This is a genomic window from Zavarzinia compransoris (assembly GCF_003173055.1).
In the GTDB taxonomy this organism is placed as follows: domain Bacteria; phylum Pseudomonadota; class Alphaproteobacteria; order Zavarziniales; family Zavarziniaceae; genus Zavarzinia; species Zavarzinia compransoris.
Genome location: NZ_QGLF01000002.1, coordinates 265,990 through 283,174, shown reverse-complemented (window position 1 = coordinate 283,174; position 17,185 = coordinate 265,990). Strand labels below are relative to the sequence as shown.

Sequence of the window (17,185 nt, the reverse complement as noted above, 5' to 3'; positions counted from 1 at the left end):
GGACCTTCCGGCCCCGGCGCCCCGTCTCCTCCGCTTTGCGGCTTACTTCATCGTCGGGATCGAGAATTCCGCGCCCGAGCGGATGCCCGTCGGCCAGCGGCTGGTCACGGTCTTGACCTTGGTGAAGAATTTCACGCCCTCGGTGCCGTGCTGGTTGGTGTCGCCGAAAGCCGAGCGCTTCCAGCCGCCGAAGGAGTGATAGGCCAGCGGCACCGGGATCGGCACGTTGATGCCGACCATGCCGACCTGGACCCGGCTGGCGAAATCGCGCGCCGCATCGCCGTCGCGGGTATAGATGGCGACGCCGTTGCCGTAGGTGTGCTTGGTCGGCAGCGAGATCGCCTCTTCGAAATCCTTGGCGCGGACGATCTGGAGCACCGGGCCGAAGATCTCGTCCTTGTAGGAGCGCATGTCCGGCGTCACATGGTCGAACAGCGAACCGCCCAGGAAATAGCCCTGCTCATAGCCCTGGAGCTTGAAGTCGCGGCCGTCGACCAGCAGCTTGGCGCCTTCCTGGACGCCGAGGTCGATATAGCCCTTCACCTTGGCCAGATGTTCGGCCGAAACCACCGGGCCGTAGTCCGAAGTCGGGTCGAAGCTGGGGCCGACCTTCAGGGCTTCGACCCGCGGGATCAGCTTTTCGACCAGCTTGTCGGCGACTTCCTCGCCCACCGGCACCGCGACCGAGATCGCCATGCAGCGCTCGCCGGCCGAGCCGTAGCCGGCGCCGATCAGCGCGTCCGCCACCTGGTCGAGGTCGGCATCCGGCATGATGATCATGTGGTTCTTGGCGCCGCCCATGGCCTGCACGCGCTTGCCGTTGGCGGTGCCCGTCGCATAGACGTAGGAGGCGATATTGGTCGAGCCGACGAAGGAAACGGCCTGGATCCGCGGGTCGGTCAGGATGGTGTCGACCGCGACCTTGTCGCCGATCACGACGTTCAGCACGCCCTTGGGCCCGCCCGCCTCGAGGAACAGTTCGGCCAGGCGCAGCGGCACCGACGGGTCCTTTTCCGAGGGCTTGCAGACGAAGGTATTGCCGCAGGCGATGGCGACGCCGAACATCCACATCGGGATCATGGCCGGGAAGTTGAACGGCGTGATGCCGGCAACGACGCCCAGCGGCTGGCGCATCGAATACATGTCGATGCCGGGGCCGGCGCCTTCGGTGAAGTCGCCCTTCAGGAGGTGCGGGATGCCGCAGGCGAATTCGATCACTTCAAGGCCGCGCTGGATGTCGCCCTTGGCGTCCGAGATCACCTTGCCGTGTTCTTCGGACAGCAGGCGGGCGAGGCTGTCCATCTCGCGCTCGACCAGTTCCTTGAACTTGAACATGACGCGGGCGCGCTTCTGCGGGTTCTGCGCCGCCCAGGCCGGGAAGGCGGCTTCGGCCGACGCGATCGCCGCCTCGACTTCTTCCTTGGTCGCCAGCGGGGCCTTGCGGATCACTTCGCCGAGCGTCGGGTTGTAGACGTCCTGGAAGCGACCGCTCTGCCCCGGAAGGTGCTGGCCGTCGATGAGGTGCGTGAGATGCGTCGCCATGGCGTTTCCCCGAGGTGAATTCTTCGCCGCGCAAACTGGCACAGGCCGCTTTCCACTTCCACAAGCGTTGCCGCAGGATCATTGTGCGGAAACGCAGAGGGGTGGAGGCCGCATTCATGCAGGCATGTCGATGACCGGACGGCTGGATTGGGACGACCTGCGCTATCTCCTGGCCGTCGCCCGCGCCGGCCGGGTCTCGCTGGCGGCGAAACGGCTGGGGGTAGATCACTCCACCGTGATCCGCCGCATCGGCGTGCTCGAGGAGGCGCTGGGCGCCCGCCTCGTCGACCGCGGCCCGACCGGCTACGACCTGACGGACCGGGGCGTCACCCTGGTCGGGGCCGCGGAACAGATGGAGACGGCGGCGCTCGGCGCCCTCGACCAGATTTCAGGGGTCGATACCCAGATCTCGGGCGCGGTCCGGATCGGCGCGCCGGACGGTTTCGGCACCCTGTTCCTGGCCGGGCGCCTGGGCCGGCTGATCGGCCTGCACCCGGGGCTGGAACTCCAGCTGGTGGCCATGCCCCGGGTCTTCAGCCTGTCCAAGCGCGAGGCCGATCTCGCCATCAGCCTGTCGCCGCCCCGCTCCGGCCGGCTGGTCGCCTCGAAGCTGACGGACTACCGGCTGGGCCTTTACGGCTCGGACGCCTATCTGGCGCGGCGCGGCACCCCGACCCAGGTGGAGGACCTGCCCTACCACAGTTTCATCGGCTATATCGACGACCTGCTCTATACCCCCGAACTCGACTATCTGGCCGAGATCCACCCCGGCATCCGGGCCGGCCTGCGCAGCGCGGGGCTGGTCGCCCAGTTGCAGGCCGCGCGCTCGGGCTTCGGGCTTTGCGTCCTGCCCCATTTCGCGGCGGCGGCGGAGCCCGGCCTGGTGCCGGTGCTGCCCGGGGTGGTGGCCCTGGTCCGCACCCTGTACCTGCTGACCCATTCCGACCTCAAGGACCTGCCGCGGATCCGCGCGGTCAGCCGCTTCGTGGTCGAGGAGACCCGCAAGGCGCGCGACCTCTTCATGCCATAATCCGATGACTCCAATCGCTGCATCGGATGCCTGCGGTCCGTTACAGTAGGGGCGCTTACCGAGTGCGGACATGAGTCTCACCTATCAGATCATCCTCATCGGCGCCCTGATGGGTGTCTTCGCCATCGTCGCCGGACGCGTCTCCTCCCGTCTCGGGGCGCCGGTCCTGCTCGTCTTTCTCGGCCTCGGCATGCTGGCGGGCGAGGACGGCCTCGGCATCCGCTACAACGATGTCTCGGGTGCCTATTTCGTCTGCTCGGTCTCGCTTGCCGTCATCCTGTTCGACGGCGGCCTGCGCACCCAGCGCAGCACCATCGCCGTCGCCGGCCTGCCGTCCCTGGTGCTGGCGACCGTGGGCGTGGCGATCACCGCCGGCATCGTCGCCGTGGCCGCCTGGGCCATGTTCGGCACGCCGCCGGCGGGCGCCCTGCTGATCGGCGCCATCGTCGCCTCGACCGATGCCGCCGCCGTCTTCTTCCTGCTGCGCCTGCAGAAGCTCGACATCGCCCGGCGCGTCGCCTCCACCCTCGAGGTCGAATCGGGCCTGAACGACCCGATGGCGATCTTCCTCGCCCTGCTGGCGATCGAGATGGTGGCGGGAAGCGGCGTCTCGCTCGGTTCCGGCGCGCTGTCCTTCGTCTTCGAGATCGGCGGCGGCGCGCTGATCGGCTGGGCCGGCGGGCGGGCCATGGTGTTCCTGGTCAACCGGCTGGAAGTCGCCGCCGGCCTCTATCCGGTGATGGTCGTCATGTCGGCCCTGACCGTCTTCGCCGGGACCCAGCTGATCGGAGCCTCGGGCTTCCTCGCCGTCTATGTCGCCGGCTTCGTCCTCGGCAACGAGCGGCACCGGGCCAGCCAGTTCATCCTCCGCTTCCACGACGGCATCGCCTGGCTGGCGCAGATCGCCATGCTGCTCACCCTCGGCCTCCTGGTGACGCCGACCAAGCTGCTGCCGGTTCTGCTGCCCGCCCTCGGCGTCGCCTGCGTCCTGATGGTGGTGGCGCGGCCGCTGGCGGTCTTCCTCTGCCTCTGGCCGTTCCGCTTCTCGATGCGGGAGAGAGCCTTCGCCGCCTGGGTGGGCCTGCGCGGGGCGGTGCCGATCTATCTCGCCCTGCCCGCCATCATCGAGAACATGCCGGGGGCGGAGGCGCTGTTCGGCGTCGCCTTCGTCGTCGTCCTGACCTCCCTGGCACTTCAGGGCTGGACGGTGGCGCCCGCCGCCCGCTTCCTCAACCTCGCCCTGCCGCCGTCGAAGGCCCATGCCGACCGGCGCGACGTCGACGTGCCCCTGGGCGCCCAGCGCGACATCGTCGGCTATCGGGTGCTGCCGGGCTCCAGCGTGCTCGACCTGCCGTTCGCCCGCCTCGTCCTGCCCGAGGGGGCGACGGTGCTGACCGTGCTGCGCGCCGGCACCGTGGTCACGGCCGAGGCACTGGACCGGCTGGCGCCCAAGGATTACGTCCTGGTCATCGCCGACCCGGAACAGATCCTGACCCTCGACCGCATCTTCGCCAGCCGGCGCCGGCACGAGGGCGCGGTCGCCGCCGCCGGCGAATTCCCGGTCGAGGCCGATCAGGCGATCGACGATTTCTGCCGTCTCTACGGCATCGACCTGAAACCCCAGGACCGGGGCAGGACCATCGCCGGCGTGCTGGCCGCGGCCTTCGGCGGCCAGCCGGTGCCGGGCGACCGCCTGGCCTATGGCCCGGTCGAACTGGTGGTGCGCGGCCTCGACGATGCGGGCGCGGTGGACAGCGTCGGCCTCGCCCTCGAACCCGACGCGGACCGCCCGACCATCGCCCGCCTGATCGGCCCGCGCACGGCGGCGCTGGTCCGGCGCGGGGTGCAGGGCATGCGCCGGCTTGCGGTATGGCAGCGCGGCGCCTAAAAGGGGCCGCTGAACCGGGCGCTGCGGAGGAGAGACGGCCATGGTGACCCTCTACCATTTCGTCGACGGCCGCCTGGTGAAGACGCCCTGGACCCTGGGCGACGCCCTGCCGGAACGCCTGGTCTGGGCCGATATCTTCGAGCCGACGACGGACGAGGAACATTCCCTCGAAGCCCTGCTCGGCCTCGACCTGCCGACCAGGGCCGAGATGCGCGAGATCGAAGCCTCGTCCCGCCTCTATGAAGTCGACGGTGCCCGCTTCATGACCGCGACCGTGGTCTCCAAGGCCGACACCCCGACGGCGGAGGCGGGCGCGATCACCTTCGTCATGGCCAATCACGTCCTGGTCAGCCTGCGCTACAGCGATCCGCTGGCCTTTTCGATCTATGCCACCAAGGCCCTGAAGCTGCCCGGCCAGTGCGAAAGCGGCGAGACGGCGCTCGCCGGCCTGATCGAGGCGATCATCGACCGGGCGGCGGACGTCCTCGAGAATGTCGCGGTCGAGATGGACGGGCTGTCGCGCGACGTCTTCCGCGCCCGGACCAGGAAGGGCGACGAAGCCGCCGACCTCGAAGGGGCGCTGCGCTCGCTCGGCCGCTTCGACGACCTGACCGGCAAGGTCAGGGAAAGCCTCGCCTCGATCGAGCGCGTCGTCACCTTCCTGACCCAGGTGCTGACGCCCGAGGTGAAGAAGGAATACCGCGCCCGCCTGAAGACCATGGCCCGCGACATCCGCTCGATCGCGGAACATGCCTCGGCGCTGGCGCAGAAGGTGAACTTCCTGCTCGACGCGACGCTCGGCATGATCAACATCGAACAGACGCGGGTGATCAAGATCCTGTCGGTCGCCGCCACCGTGTTCCTGCCGCCGACCCTGATGGCCTCGATCTACGGCATGAATTTCGATCTCATGCCGGAATTGAAATGGGACTACGGCTATCCCATGGCCATCGTGCTGATGGTCGTCTCCGCCGTGCTGCCTTACCTCTACTTCAAGCGCAAGGGCTGGCTGTAATCCGATGGACCTGTTCCTGCTGCTCTCCGTCGTGCTGATCGGCACGCTGGAGGGATTGACCGAATTCCTGCCGGTCTCCTCCACCGGGCACCTGATCGTGCTCAAGGAAATGCTCGGGGTCGAACTGCCCGCCGCCTTCCTGATCGCGATCCAGCTCGGCGCCATTCTCGCCGTCTGCACCGTCTATCACCGCCGGCTGGCGGAAACGACGGTCGGCCTCGTGCGGCGCGAGCCGCGGGCATGGCGCTTCGCCGTCAACGTCCTGGTCGGCTTCCTGCCGGCGGCGGTGGTCGGCCTGCTGGCCTATAAGTTCATCAAGTCGGTCCTGCTCGAAAGCCCGCTGACCGTCGCCGTCGCCCTGATCGCCGGCGGCATCGTCATCCTGGTGCTGGAACGGCTGTTCGACCGCCCGCGCATCGGCAGCGTCGACGAGATGACGCCGCCCGTCGCCCTCGGGATCGGGATCGTGCAGTGCCTGGCCATGATCCCCGGGGTCTCGCGCTCGGGCGCCACCATCATGGGCGGCCTCGGCTTCGGCCTCAGCCGCAAGGCGGCGGCGGAATATTCCTTCTTCCTGGCGATTCCGACCATGGTCGCCGCCACCGGCTACGATCTCTACAAGACCGCGGACGGCCTGACCCAGACCGGCGCGCTGGCCATCGCCATCGGCTTCGCCATCGCCTTCGTCGTCGCCGCCCTGGTGGTCAAGGCGGCGGTCGGCTTCATCGAGCGCCACGGCTTCGCGCCCTTCGCCTGGTACCGGATCGCGGCGGGCACCGGCGTCATCGTCTGGCTGGCGCTGCGCTGATCAGGGGCCCTTGAAGGACCGGACCAGGGCGAGGGCCGATTCGGAATCCCAGGCCGCGGGGCCGACCAATTGGCCGCGCACCCGGCCCTCGGCATCGATCACCACCGTGGTCGGCAGGCCGCGCACCTTGAACTCGCGGGCCAGCGCCATCCCCTCGTCCTTGTAGAGCGCGAGGGCGGCGGCGCCATTGGCGTCGAGGAAGCTCCGGATCCGGGCGTTCTCCAGCCGGTCGACGGAAAGCGCCAGGACCGCCACATTTTCCGGCGCCAAGGCTTCGTTCAGGCGCGCGAGGGCGGGCAATTCCTCGATGCAGGGCGCGCACCAGGTGGCCCAGAAATTCACCACCAGCACCTTGCCCTTGAAGTCGGCCAGGGTGACGGTGCCGCCCTCGGCATTCGCGAAACCTGTTGCCGGTGCTGGCGTCGGGGCGTCGCTCGGGCTAAAGTTGGCGATCCCTGTCGTCTGCGCGGCCCGCGTCTCGAGCGCTCCCGGCCCGAAGGCGACAACCGCCCCGGCGATCACGGCAGCGGCGGCCAACATCGCGAGAACCGGCACCAGCTTCATGTCATCCAACTCCCCGATGGTGTGCCGACCGTTCCAACAGACCAAGTAGTATCGATGTCCAACGACCAGAACGACAGCAAGACGTCCTCGAACCAGATGTGGGGCGGCCGCTTCGAGCGCGGCCCCGCCGAAATCATGGAGCGCATCAATGCCTCGATCGATTTCGACCGCAAGCTCCATGCCCAGGATATCGCCGGCTCCAAGGCCCATGCGGCCATGTTGGTCGCCCAGGGCATCATTGCAAGCGACGACGGCGAAAAGATCCAGGCCGGCCTCGACGCCGTCAAGGCCGAGATCGACGAGGGCCGCTTCGAGTTCCGCCGCGACCGGGAAGACATTCACCTGAATGTCGAGGCCCGCCTGGCCGAGCTGATCGGCCCCGCCGCCGGCCGCCTGCACACCGCGCGCTCGCGGAACGACCAGGTGGCGACCGATTTCCGCCTCTGGGTGCGCGATGCCGCCGACCGGCTGAGCGGCCAGGCCACCGATCTGGTCGCCGCCCTGCTGGACCAGGCGGAGACGCACGCCGATGTGGTGATGCCGGGCTTCACCCATCTCCAGGTCGCCCAGCCGATCACCTTCGGCCATCACCTGATGGCCTATGTCGCCATGCTGGAACGCGACATCGGCCGCCTGCGCGATGCCCGCGCGCGGCTGAACGAATGCCCGCTGGGCGCCGCCGCGCTGGCCGGCACCTCCTTCCCGATCGACCGTTTCGCGACCGCCGCCGCCCTCGGCTTCGACCGGCCGACGGCCAATTCGCTGGACAGCGTGTCGTCGCGCGATTTCGCCCTCGAATATCTGGCCGCGGCCTCGATCCTCGGCGTGCATCTGTCGCGCCTGGCGGAAGAAATCGTGATCTGGACCAGCGCCCAGTTCCGTTTCATCACCCTGACCGACGCTTTCACCACCGGCTCCTCGATCATGCCGCAGAAGCGGAACCCGGACGCGGCGGAACTGTCCCGGGCCAAGGTCGGGCGCGTGATCGGCGCGCTGAACGCCCTCCTCATCGTCATGAAGGGCCTGCCGCTCGCCTATGCCAAGGACATGCAGGAAGACAAGGAACCGACCTTCGAGGCCGCCGAAGCGATCGAACTGGTGGTCGCCGCCATGGCCGGCATGGTCAGGGACATGACGCCGAACGCGCCGGTCCTGAAGGCCGCCGCCGGCACCGGCTTCTCGACCGCGACCGATCTCGCCGACTGGCTGGTGCGGGCCCTGAACATGCCCTTCCGCGAGGCCCATCACGTCACCGGCCGGATCGTGAAACTGGCCGAGACCCGGGGCATCGATCTCGACGCTCTCAGCCTTGCCGACATGCAGGGGATCGAGCCGCGGATCACGGCGGCGGTTTTCGACGTCCTTTCGGTGGACAATTCGGTGGCGAGCCGGGTCAGCTTCGGCGGCACCGCGCCTTCGGGCGTGCGCCTTCAGATCGCGGCGGCGCGCACGCGCCTTGGGCTTTGAGGACGGGATCATGCGGACAGTTCTTTTGTGCACCCTGATGGTCCTGGCCCTGGCCGCCTGCGGCAAGCGGGGCGATCCCATGCGCCCGGGCACCGGCGACGTCGTGTCTATGCCCGAGACGGTGCACCCGAACCAGATGGGCGTGCCCGAAAGCCGCAATTCCCAATCGAAGCCGCAGCCGATCTACTGAGAGACCGCCCGCCCCATGAACCATTTCGAATATCGCGACGGCCGGCTCTGCGCCGAAGGGGTCTCGATCGAAGCGATCGCCGCCGCCGTCGGCACGCCCTTCTACTGTTACTCGACGGCGACGCTGGAACGCCATTACCGCGTCTTCGCCGATGCCTTCGCCGACCAGAAGGCCCTGGTCTGCTATGCCCTGAAGGCCAATGCCAACCAGGCGGTGATCGCCACCCTGGCCCGGCTGGGCGCCGGGGCCGACGTCGTCTCGGGCGGGGAATTGCAGCGCGCCCTGGCCGCCGGCATCCCGGCCGCGCGCATCGTCTTTTCCGGCGTCGGCAAGACCCCGGCGGAAATGGCCCTGGCGCTCGAGGCCGGCATCCACCAGTTCAATGTCGAATCGGAACCCGAACTCGAACAATTGTCCGCGGTCGCGGTCGCCAAGGGCGCCGTCGCGCCCGTCACCATCCGCGTGAACCCGGACGTGGACGCCAAGACCCATGCCAAGATCTCGACCGGCAAGGCCGAGAACAAGTTCGGCATCGCCTGGGAAAAGGTCCGCTCGGTCTATGCCAGGGCCGCCGCCCTGCCGGGGGTGAAGGTGGTCGGCGTCGACGTCCATATCGGCAGCCAATTGACCGCGCTCGAACCCTTCGAGGCCGCCTTCCGCAAGGTCGCGGAACTGGTCCTCGCGCTGCGCGCCGACGGCCACAAGATCGACCGCCTCGACCTCGGCGGCGGGCTCGGCATTCCTTACGAGGAAAACCGGCTGGTGCCGCCCGCGCCCGAGCATTACGCCGACATCGTAAAGAGGACGACGGGCCATCTCGGCTGTGGCATCATCCTGGAGCCGGGCCGCCTGATCGTCGGCAATGCCGGGGTGCTGGTCACCCGGGTGCTCTACGTGAAGAAGGCGACGGCGAAGACTTTCGTGATCGTGGATGCGGCCATGAACGATCTGCTCCGACCGACCCTCTACGAGGCTTACCACGGCATCCTGCCGGTGGCGGCGCCGGCGCCGGACGCTCCGGTCGCGCCGGTCGACCTCGTCGGCCCGGTGTGCGAGACCGGCGATTTCATCGCCCAGGACCGCCCCCTCACGCCGCTGGCCCAGGGCGATCTGGTCGCCGTGCTGTCGGCCGGCGCCTATGGCGCGGTCATGGCCTCGACCTACAACACCCGCGCCCTGATCCCCGAAGTGCTCGTGAACGGCGAGCATTTCGCCGTGGTGCGCGAGCGCGTGCCGGCGGAGCGGATCATCGGCCTCGACCGCCTGCCGCCCTGGCTCGACGGCGGAACCGCCTGAGATGGCGGACGATCCCCTTCCCTTGCGGCGGCGCCTGACCGCGACGCGGCTGGCGCTGGCGGCGGAGGCGCTGCTGCCGGCGCTGCTGCCGGGGCTCGGGGTCGTCGGCCTGTTCCTGGCACTCGCCCTCGGCGGCGTCTTCGGCCTGCTGCCGGGCACGCTGCATGCCGTCCTGCTCGGCCTGTTCGGGCTGGCCCTGGTGCTCGGCTGGCGGCGCGTGCCGGCGGCGCTGCGCCTGCCGGCCGAACCGCTGGCCCGGCGCCGGCTGGAAACCGACAATGCGGTGCCGCACCGGGCGCTCGAAACCCTGGAAGATACCTTGTCCGGCAGCGGGCCGGACCCGGTGGCGGAGGCCCTGTGGCAGGCCCACCGGGAACGCGCCGCGCAGGCCGCCGCGCGCCTGCGCCTGCACGGGCCGCGCCCGGTGGTGGCGCGGCACGACCCCTGGGCCCTGCGCGCCCTGGTCGTCCTCGCCCTGGTCGTCACCGGCATCGCCGCCGGGCCCGAGGCGCCGGAACGGCTGCGCGACGCCCTGGTGCCGCACTTCGGCAAGCCGGCGGCGGGCGCCGCCGGCGATGCCGCCGGTTACACAGCCTGGATCACGCCGCCCGCCTATACCCGCCTGCCGCCGCTCTATCTCGGCGAGCAGGGGCAGGCGCCGGGCCAGCCCCTGCGCATCGCCGCCGGTTCCATCGTCATGGCCCGGCTGCACGGCGTCGGCAGCGGCGGGGTCGCCTTCGGCGAGGACATCGTGCCGCTCGACGCGATCGAGACCGGGAGTTTCGCCGGCGAAGTGCCGGTTCGGGCCGGGGACCGGCTGCGCTTCCTCGACGGCACGTCGGAGATCGCGTCCTGGCCGCTCGAAGTGCTCGCGGACAAGGCGCCGACGGTCGCCTTCGCCGCGCCGCCCTCGGCGACCGAGCGGCAGGCGCTGCGCATCGCCTATCTGGCGACCGACGATTACGGCGTCGCCGGGGTGCAGCTGAGCATCCGCCTCGCCGGCCGGGGCGAGCCCCTGGTGGTGCCGCTGGGCGGCGCGACCGGGCGGCCCGAGGCGAAGTCGGTCACCTTCCGCGACCTGACCGCTCACCCCTGGGCCGGGCTCGAAGTGACCCTGGAACTGACCGCGACCGATGCCCTGGACCAGACCGGCCATTCGGCGCCGGTGATCGTGACCCTGCCCGAGCGCCAGTTCCGCCACCCGGTGGCCCGTGCCATCATCGAACAGCGCAAGCGCCTGGTGGCGAAGCCGGCGGAACGGCGCCAGGTGGCCCTGGCCCTTGGCGACATCGCCGCGCGCATCGATGCCTATGGCGGGCGGATGCCGGTCTATCTCGGCCTCACCCTGTCGGCGATCACCCTGTTCCGCAATGCCGAGAAGGCGAAGGACGCCGAGGTGGTCGACCTGCTGTGGGAGATCGCCCTCGACCTCGACGAGGGCCGGGTGCCCAATGCCCAGGCGGCCCTGCGCGCCGCCCAGGACGCGCTGGAGGAGGCGCTGCAATCCGGCGCCTCCGACGCCGAGATCGCCCGCCTGATGGAGGAATTGCGCCAGGCCATGGCCGAATATCTCCAGGCCCTGGCGGAAGAGGCGATGCGCCGCGGCTTCGATCAGGCCCAGCCCCTGCCGGGCGGCGACATGATGACCAGCCGCGACCTCGAACGCATGCTGGACGAAGCCCAGCGCGCCGCCGAAAGCGGTTCGCGCGAGGCCGCCCGCCAGATGCTGCAGAACCTGCGGGAAATGCTGGAAAACCTCCAGGCCGCGCAGGGCATGATGCAGAACGGCGATGCCCAGGCCCTGAACGAGGGCATGAACCAGCTGAACGACATGCTGCGCGAGCAGGGCCAGCTGCGCGACCAGTCCTTCGCCGAACAGCAGCGCCGCGAGGGCGGCACGCCCGGCCAGCGCGGCCGCCCCGGTCAACAGCAATCAGGCCAGCAGCAACCGGGCCAGGGCCAGCCCGGACAATCAGGCCAGCCGGGCGACCTGTCCGGCCAGGCCGAATCCCAGGAAGGGCTGCGCCAGCAATTGGGCGACTTGCTGCGCCAGCTGGACGAGGCGGGCCTGCCCCTGCCGGATGCCCTGACCCGGGCCGAACGGGCCATGGACCAGGCGCGCGAGGCGCTTGAAGGCAATAACCCCGGTGCCGCCGCCGCCGCCCAGGGCGAGGCCCTGTCGGCACTTCGCGAAGGCATGCAGGCGCTGGGCGAACAGATGGCCCAGCAACTGGGCATCGAGCGCGGCCAGGGCCGGGCCGGCAGCAGCCAGCCCGGCAGCGAGCGCGATCCCCTGGGCCGGCCGCGCCCCGGCCGCGACTACGGCTCGGGCGATGACGTCCGCGTGCCGACCGAGGCGGAGGCAAGGCGCGTCCGCGAAATTCTCGACGAATTGCAGCGCCGGGCCGGCGACCGCAGCCGCAGCCAGGACGAACTGGATTACATCCGCCGCCTGCTGGAACGCTTCTGACCCGCGCGGGCCGGCTCGCTCAGTTCTCCACCACGCCGATGAAGGGCAGTTCGCGGAAGCAGTTGGCGACATCCATGCCATAGCCGACGACGAAGCGTTCCGGGCATTCGAAGCCGACGAAATCGGCCTGGAGGTTGTTCTCGCGCCGCTTCGGCTTGTCGAGCAGGACGCAGAGTTCGACCGAGGCCCCGCGCGCCGCCATCAGGTCCTTGGCGAAGGACAGGGTGCGGCCCGATTCGAGGATATCGTCGACGATCAGCAGCTGCTTGTCGCGGACGATGATGCTGATGTCGCGCTGGACCGTGACCTGCCCCGAACTGGTGGTGCGGTCGCCGTAGGACGACAGGATGACGAAATCGACCTCGACCTCGGCGCCTTCGGCGTGAAGGGCGCGCAGCAGGTCGGCGGCGAACATGAAGCTGCCCTTCAGCACGGGCACGACCACGAATTCCTTGCCGAGCTTGGCCACGACTTCCTTGGCCAGCGTCTTCACGCGGGCGTCGATGACATCGGCGTCGAACAGGGTGCGGACGGTCTTGCCCTTGGGCACAGGCCGGGTCATGGAGTCTCTCCGAAGGTCACGGCGACCCTTGTCGCCTCGGTGGGGGGTGCGGCGAAGCGCACCTTGTAGCGGGCCTCGCCGCCAGCCGGCAGCACGGCGGGCTCGGCGACGGCCAGTTCGCGGCGCAGCACCCGGCCGCCGCCGTCGGTCAGGCTGACCCAGACCGGGGGCACCGGCCGGGCGGTCACCAGGGTCGACTGGATGGTGCCGGAAACGGTCAGGATTTCGGCGCTGCCCTCGGTCGAGCGCTCGCTGACCGGATCGGACAGGCTGAGGCCGTAGGCGGTGACCGGCAGGCCGACCAGTTCGAACAATTTGCCCGAGGGCGGCCAGGCCTCGACGATGCGGTCGCGGTAGAGCGCGGCGGCACCGAGGCCGCCGGCCAGCACGACGATGAACAGCAGCCAACCGAGCGCGGCGCCATGGCGCGCCGGCGCCAGCGGGGGCCCCGGCAGGTTGCGCACGGGTTCTGCGGCGGCGATACCGCCCGCGCCGTGCTGGCGCAGGGGTTCGATCAGGTCGACGGTGCGCGGCAGGTCGGCGGGCGGCGCCTGGAACCAGACATGGCCGCAGCGCGCACAGCGGACGTCCCGCCCCGACGCGCTGAGCGCGGCCGGAGGCAGCAGGTATCTTGTGCTGCAGGATGGGCAGGTGATGATCATGCGGAACGAATGTCGACGGGGCCTATCCGGCCTTTATAGGCGACCTTACCGCGCGCTGCCAGCTTTTGACGACGATGGACGCACGCCTCCCGGGGCAGGCCAGGGGCATGATCGTGGGGGGTTGGCCTCGGCAGCCGCTTCATGCCATGGTGCCGCTTCAAAGATCAGGCTTTCTCTATGGTCCGCTTCGACAATGTCGGGATGCGCTATGGCGTCGGTCAGGAGGTGTTGCGTGACGTCTCCTTCGAACTGCCGCGCGGTTCCTTCACCTATCTGACCGGGGCCAGCGGGGCGGGCAAGTCCTCGCTGCTCAAGCTGATGTTCCTCGCGCATCGGCCCTCGCGCGGCATGATCGAGATCCTGGGGCAGGATCTGTCGCGCCTGCCGCGCCCGGCGATGCCGGCGCTGCGCCGGCAGATCGGCGTCGTCTACCAGGATTTCCGCCTGATCGACCATATGAGCGTGTTCGACAATGTCGCCCTGCCCCTGCGCGTCGCCGGCAATCCCGAACCGGATATCCGCGCCCATGTCGAGGAATTGCTCGGCTGGGTCGGGCTGGCCGACCGCATCCGCGCCACCCCGCCCGAATTGTCCGGCGGCGAGCAGCAGCGGGTGGCGATCGCCCGCGCCGTCATCGCCCGCCCGCGCCTGCTCCTGGCCGACGAGCCGACCGGCAGCGTCGATCCCGACATGGGCGACCGCCTGATGCATCTCTTCCTCGAACTGAACCGCATCGGCACCACGATCCTGATCGCTACTCACGATATCGCCATGATGGAGCGGCACCGCGCCGCCGTGCTGCGCCTCGTCCGCGGCGAACTGGTGCTCGGCGGGCACGGCTGACCATGATCGGACGTTCTCTCAACCTGCTGCCGCGGGGTGCGCTGTCCAACCGGCTGGTGCCCGCGATCATCGCCGTCATGGTCCTGCTGCTGACGCTGGCCGCCGCCGCCGCCATCGCCATCGACAGTTCGCTGGCCAGCTTCCAGGCCGAACTGGCCGGGCGCTATACCGTCGAACTGCCGACCGCCGAGGCCGGCGCGGTCGACGAGGAGACCGTCGCCCGCGTCGTCGACCTCCTGGCCGAGACCGAGGGCGTGCTGGCCGCCGAAGTCGTGCCCCAGCCGACCATGCAGCGCCTGCTGGAACCCTGGCTCGGCCGCGATGCCGCGGTCGGCGACCTGCCCCTGCCGGTCCTGATCGACATCGTCGCCACCCCGGACACGCGGCTGGAACCGGCGGCGCTGGCCGCCCGCATCGAAACCGTGGTCAAGGGTGCCCGGGTCGAGGCCGCGGTCGACAGCCTGGACGAGATCGCGGAAATCGCCGCCGCGATCGAGGGCGGGGCCTATGCGGTGGTCGCCCTGGTCGGCTTCTGCCTTGTCGCCGTCGTCGTCTTCGCGACCGGCGCCGGCCTTGCCGCCCATCACGGCATCGTCGAGATCGTGCATCAGATCGGCGCCCGGGAACGCGCCGTCGCGCGCGAATTCGAGGGGCATTTCCTGCGCCTCGGGCTGGTCGGCGGCGCGTTGGGCGCCCTGGTCGGCGGGCTTGCCCTCTATGGCCTGGCGCTTTACGCCGCCTCGCTCGATTCGCCCTTCCTGCCGGCGCTGGACGATCTTCTGGCCAGCCTGCTGCCGCTGGCCGGCCTGCCGGTCGCCGTCGGCCTGCTGACCATGGCGACGGCGGGGATCACCGTCACCCGCGCGCTGCGCAGGATGGTCTGAGCCATGGCGCGGCTGGTGATTCTCGAACGCGACGGCGTGCTGGCCGCCGACCGGGCCGGGGGCATCCGCAACCCGGGCGAACTGGCGCTTCTGCCCGGCGCCGGGCGGGCGCTGGCCCGGCTGAACGCGGCCGGAACGCTGACCGCGGTGGTCACCCGCCAGCCCCTGCTCGGCCGGGGTCCGCTCGACGAGGCCATGCTGGCGCGCCTGCACGACCACCTGCGCGACCTGCTCGCCGCCGAGGGGGCGCGGCTCGACCGGATCGGCCATGTCGGGGTCGCCCCGGGCGGGCCGCCGGCGCCGCCCGCGCTGGCCCCGATTCGCGCCCTGCTGCAGGATTTCCGCTGCCCGCCCGACCGGGCGGTGCTGGTCGGCCATTGCCTGGACGACCTCCAGGCCGCCGCGGCGGCGGGTGTCGCCCGCATCCTGGTGCAGACCGGGCGCGGCCGCACCACCCAGGGCGCCGGCATCCCGCGCGACCTGCTGCCGCTCCGGGTCGCGGGCGATCTGGCGGCGGCGGTCGACCTCATCCTGGGCGTCGGACAGGAGGACGGGTGATGCGCAGCCTGCGCCTGGTCTTTCTCATCCTCGCCTTTCTCGCCGGGGCCTATGCCTGGTTCCTCGGCCGGATTCCGACCGCGGTCAGCGACCCCGAACGCCGGACCGACGGCATCGTGGTCCTGACCGGCGGCGCGCTCCGCCTCGACGAAGCGGCGCAGATCATGGCCGCGGGCCGGGCCCGGCGCCTGCTGATCTCCGGCGTCTCGACCGACAGCAAGCCCGAGGATATCCGCGAGCGCCTGCCCGCCCTGCCGGACGATCTGTTCCGCTGCTGCGTCGATCTCGGCTATCAGGCGCGCAACACCATCGGCAATGCGGAAGAGGCGGCGGCCTGGGCCCGGTCCCACGGCATGGCGACGCTGCGCGTGGTCACCGCCGCCTATCACATGCCGCGCACCCTGGTCGAACTGGACCGGGCCCTGCCCGGGGTCGAACTGGTGCCGCACCCGGTATTCCCCGAACGGGTATTCGAGAGCGGTTCGCTGCCCCCCGTGACAGCGCCGCTGGAATTCGCCAAATTCGTCGCCGCCCTGCTGCGCCGCCGCCTGAGCGAGGCATCGCCGCCGCAACCGGAACGGACCGCCCCGCCCGCGGAGAGCGCGGCGCCCGCCCCGGCCGACACCCTGCCGCCCCTGAGACCGGAAACGCCCTGATGACCTTGCTGACCTGGTTTCGATCGGCCGTCTTCAACCTTTATTTCTACGCCTGGACCGCGCTGTCGGCCCTGGTGCTGTCGCCGGCGCTGGTGATGCCGCGCAATCTCGGCATGCTGGCCGCCCGCTTCTGGGTCGGCGGGGTCAACCTCGGCCTCAGGCTGATCTGCGGCATCACGGTTGAGGTCAAGGGGCGCGAGCGCCTGGCCAACGGCCCGGTGCTGATCGCCGCCAAGCACCAGTCGGCCTGGGATACGATCGCGCTTCTGTCGATCTGCGGCATGCCCGCGGTCGTGCTCAAGCGCGAGCTGACCTGGATCCCGCTCTACGGCTGGTACATCCTGGTCATGCGCATGATCCCGATCGACCGTTCCGCCGGCGCCAAGGCGCTGAAGGACATGGTGCGCCGGGCCAAGGCTGCCGCCGCCGGGGGCCGTTCCGTGCTGATCTTCCCGCAAGGGACGCGGGTCGCCGTCGGCACCAAGGCCCCCTATCAGCCGGGGGTCGCCGCCCTTTACGCCCAATTGGGCCTGCCTTGCGTGCCGGTCGCGCTCAATTCCGGCCTGGTCTGGCCGCGCCGGGCGTTCCGCCGGCCGCCGGGCCGGATCACCGTCGAATTCCTGCCGCCGATCCCGCCGGGCCTGCGCCGCGATCCCTTCATGACCTCGCTCGAAGCCCAGGTCGAAGCCGCCTCCGACGCCCTGGCCGCGGTTGCCAAGGCCGGGCCGCCGGCCTAAATCTAGGGGCGCA

17 protein-coding genes are annotated in these 17,185 nt (G+C 70.1%); 13 read left to right on the top strand and 4 right to left on the bottom strand.

Annotated features, from left to right (window positions below; genetic code table 11):
* Positions 1–42 precede the first annotated feature (42 nt).
* Positions 43–1,542, bottom strand: a complete 1,500-nt coding sequence (locus DKG75_RS07145; RefSeq protein ID WP_109920405.1) for a CoA-acylating methylmalonate-semialdehyde dehydrogenase — start codon at positions 1,540–1,542, stop codon at positions 43–45.
* A gap of 130 nt (positions 1,543–1,672) precedes the next feature.
* On the opposite strand from DKG75_RS07145, the gene DKG75_RS07140 reads away from it, so the two are divergent.
* The 4 genes from DKG75_RS07140 to DKG75_RS07125 all read left to right on the top strand — a co-directional run bounded on the left by DKG75_RS07140 (position 1,673) and on the right by DKG75_RS07125 (position 6,283).
* A complete protein-coding gene (locus DKG75_RS07140) occupies positions 1,673–2,572 on the top strand; it encodes a LysR family transcriptional regulator (protein ID WP_208112052.1) in 900 nt (299 codons plus the stop codon).
* Positions 2,573–2,642: 70 nt separating this feature from the next.
* A complete protein-coding gene (locus DKG75_RS07135) occupies positions 2,643–4,460 on the top strand; it encodes a potassium/proton antiporter (protein ID WP_109920403.1) in 1,818 nt (605 codons plus the stop codon).
* Between the two features lie 40 nt (positions 4,461–4,500).
* Positions 4,501–5,475 (top strand): magnesium/cobalt transporter CorA, encoded by a 975-nt coding sequence (gene corA, locus DKG75_RS07130; protein ID WP_109920402.1) that lies wholly within the window; start codon positions 4,501–4,503, stop codon positions 5,473–5,475.
* Between the two features lie 4 nt (positions 5,476–5,479).
* Positions 5,480–6,283, top strand: coding sequence for an undecaprenyl-diphosphate phosphatase (locus tag DKG75_RS07125; RefSeq protein ID WP_109920401.1), 804 nt, complete (start codon positions 5,480–5,482; stop codon positions 6,281–6,283).
* Here DKG75_RS07125 and DKG75_RS07120 read toward each other — a convergent pair whose 3' ends face one another.
* Positions 6,284–6,847: a TlpA family protein disulfide reductase gene (locus DKG75_RS07120; RefSeq protein ID WP_166646461.1), complete on the bottom strand. Its 564-nt coding sequence runs from the start codon at positions 6,845–6,847 to the stop codon at positions 6,284–6,286. It abuts the gene before it with no gap.
* 54 nt (positions 6,848–6,901) lie between these two features.
* On the opposite strand from DKG75_RS07120, the gene argH reads away from it, so the two are divergent.
* The 4 genes from argH to DKG75_RS07105 are packed head-to-tail and all read left to right on the top strand — an operon-like array spanning position 6,902 to position 12,270.
* Positions 6,902–8,314, top strand: a complete 1,413-nt coding sequence (argH, locus tag DKG75_RS07115; RefSeq protein WP_243746520.1) for an argininosuccinate lyase — start codon at positions 6,902–6,904, stop codon at positions 8,312–8,314.
* 10 nt (positions 8,315–8,324) lie between these two features.
* Entirely contained in the window at positions 8,325–8,504 is a 180-nt protein-coding gene (locus DKG75_RS22700; protein WP_133636925.1) for a hypothetical protein, read from the top strand.
* A 15-nt stretch (positions 8,505–8,519) separates the two neighbouring features.
* Entirely contained in the window at positions 8,520–9,800 is a 1,281-nt protein-coding gene (lysA, locus tag DKG75_RS07110) for a diaminopimelate decarboxylase (protein ID WP_109920400.1), read from the top strand.
* A gap of 1 nt (position 9,801) precedes the next feature.
* Positions 9,802–12,270, top strand: a complete 2,469-nt coding sequence (locus tag DKG75_RS07105) for a TIGR02302 family protein (RefSeq protein WP_109920399.1) — start codon at positions 9,802–9,804, stop codon at positions 12,268–12,270.
* Between the two features lie 19 nt (positions 12,271–12,289).
* On the opposite strand, the gene hpt is transcribed toward DKG75_RS07105, so the two are convergent.
* Positions 12,290–12,832 carry a hypoxanthine phosphoribosyltransferase gene (gene hpt / locus DKG75_RS07100; RefSeq protein WP_109920398.1) on the bottom strand — a complete coding sequence of 181 codons (543 nt, stop codon included), beginning with the start codon at positions 12,830–12,832 and terminating at the stop codon, positions 12,290–12,292.
* Entirely contained in the window at positions 12,829–13,494 is a 666-nt protein-coding gene (locus tag DKG75_RS07095) for a DUF3426 domain-containing protein (RefSeq protein WP_109921049.1), read from the bottom strand. Before DKG75_RS07095 ends, hpt begins: the two co-directional genes overlap by 4 nt.
* Before the next feature lie 177 nt (positions 13,495–13,671).
* Here DKG75_RS07095 and ftsE point away from each other — a divergent pair, with 177 nt between their 5' ends.
* Genes ftsE through DKG75_RS07070 form a run of 5 tightly spaced genes read left to right on the top strand, consistent with a single transcriptional unit; the run spans position 13,672 to position 17,172 of the window.
* Entirely contained in the window at positions 13,672–14,337 is a 666-nt protein-coding gene (gene ftsE / locus DKG75_RS07090; RefSeq protein WP_109920397.1) for a cell division ATP-binding protein FtsE, read from the top strand.
* A gap of 2 nt (positions 14,338–14,339) precedes the next feature.
* Positions 14,340–15,221, top strand: a complete 882-nt coding sequence (locus tag DKG75_RS07085) for a cell division protein FtsX (protein ID WP_109920396.1) — start codon at positions 14,340–14,342, stop codon at positions 15,219–15,221.
* Positions 15,222–15,224: 3 nt separating this feature from the next.
* Positions 15,225–15,779 (top strand): HAD hydrolase-like protein, encoded by a 555-nt coding sequence (locus DKG75_RS07080; RefSeq protein ID WP_109920395.1) that lies wholly within the window; start codon positions 15,225–15,227, stop codon positions 15,777–15,779.
* Positions 15,779–16,435, top strand: coding sequence for a YdcF family protein (locus DKG75_RS07075; RefSeq protein WP_109920394.1), 657 nt, complete (start codon positions 15,779–15,781; stop codon positions 16,433–16,435). Before DKG75_RS07080 ends, DKG75_RS07075 begins: the two co-directional genes overlap by 1 nt.
* A complete protein-coding gene (locus DKG75_RS07070; protein ID WP_243746521.1) occupies positions 16,435–17,172 on the top strand; it encodes a lysophospholipid acyltransferase family protein in 738 nt (245 codons plus the stop codon). Before DKG75_RS07075 ends, DKG75_RS07070 begins: the two co-directional genes overlap by 1 nt.
* Positions 17,173–17,185 lie beyond the last annotated feature (13 nt).

What these genes read in the sequence shown, in the direction of transcription:
- DKG75_RS07145 (WP_109920405.1), bottom strand. Translation starts at nt 1,542, where the DNA reads ATGGCGACGCATCTCACGCACCTCATCGACGGCCAGCACCTTCCGGGG.
- DKG75_RS07140 (WP_208112052.1), top strand. Translation starts at nt 1,673, where the DNA reads ATGACCGGACGGCTGGATTGGGACGACCTGCGCTATCTCCTGGCCGTC.
- DKG75_RS07135 (WP_109920403.1), top strand. Translation starts at nt 2,643, where the DNA reads ATGAGTCTCACCTATCAGATCATCCTCATCGGCGCCCTGATGGGTGTC.
- corA (WP_109920402.1), top strand. Translation starts at nt 4,501, where the DNA reads ATGGTGACCCTCTACCATTTCGTCGACGGCCGCCTGGTGAAGACGCCC.
- DKG75_RS07125 (WP_109920401.1), top strand. Translation starts at nt 5,480, where the DNA reads ATGGACCTGTTCCTGCTGCTCTCCGTCGTGCTGATCGGCACGCTGGAG.
- DKG75_RS07120 (WP_166646461.1), bottom strand. Translation starts at nt 6,847, where the DNA reads ATGAAGCTGGTGCCGGTTCTCGCGATGTTGGCCGCCGCTGCCGTGATC.
- argH (WP_243746520.1), top strand. Translation starts at nt 6,902, where the DNA reads ATGTCCAACGACCAGAACGACAGCAAGACGTCCTCGAACCAGATGTGG.
- DKG75_RS22700 (WP_133636925.1), top strand. Translation starts at nt 8,325, where the DNA reads ATGCGGACAGTTCTTTTGTGCACCCTGATGGTCCTGGCCCTGGCCGCC.
- lysA (WP_109920400.1), top strand. Translation starts at nt 8,520, where the DNA reads ATGAACCATTTCGAATATCGCGACGGCCGGCTCTGCGCCGAAGGGGTC.
- DKG75_RS07105 (WP_109920399.1), top strand. Translation starts at nt 9,802, where the DNA reads ATGGCGGACGATCCCCTTCCCTTGCGGCGGCGCCTGACCGCGACGCGG.
- hpt (WP_109920398.1), bottom strand. Translation starts at nt 12,832, where the DNA reads ATGACCCGGCCTGTGCCCAAGGGCAAGACCGTCCGCACCCTGTTCGAC.
- DKG75_RS07095 (WP_109921049.1), bottom strand. Translation starts at nt 13,494, where the DNA reads ATGATCATCACCTGCCCATCCTGCAGCACAAGATACCTGCTGCCTCCG.
- ftsE (WP_109920397.1), top strand. Translation starts at nt 13,672, where the DNA reads ATGGTCCGCTTCGACAATGTCGGGATGCGCTATGGCGTCGGTCAGGAG.
- DKG75_RS07085 (WP_109920396.1), top strand. Translation starts at nt 14,340, where the DNA reads ATGATCGGACGTTCTCTCAACCTGCTGCCGCGGGGTGCGCTGTCCAAC.
- DKG75_RS07080 (WP_109920395.1), top strand. Translation starts at nt 15,225, where the DNA reads ATGGCGCGGCTGGTGATTCTCGAACGCGACGGCGTGCTGGCCGCCGAC.
- DKG75_RS07075 (WP_109920394.1), top strand. Translation starts at nt 15,779, where the DNA reads ATGCGCAGCCTGCGCCTGGTCTTTCTCATCCTCGCCTTTCTCGCCGGG.
- DKG75_RS07070 (WP_243746521.1), top strand. Translation starts at nt 16,435, where the DNA reads ATGACCTTGCTGACCTGGTTTCGATCGGCCGTCTTCAACCTTTATTTC.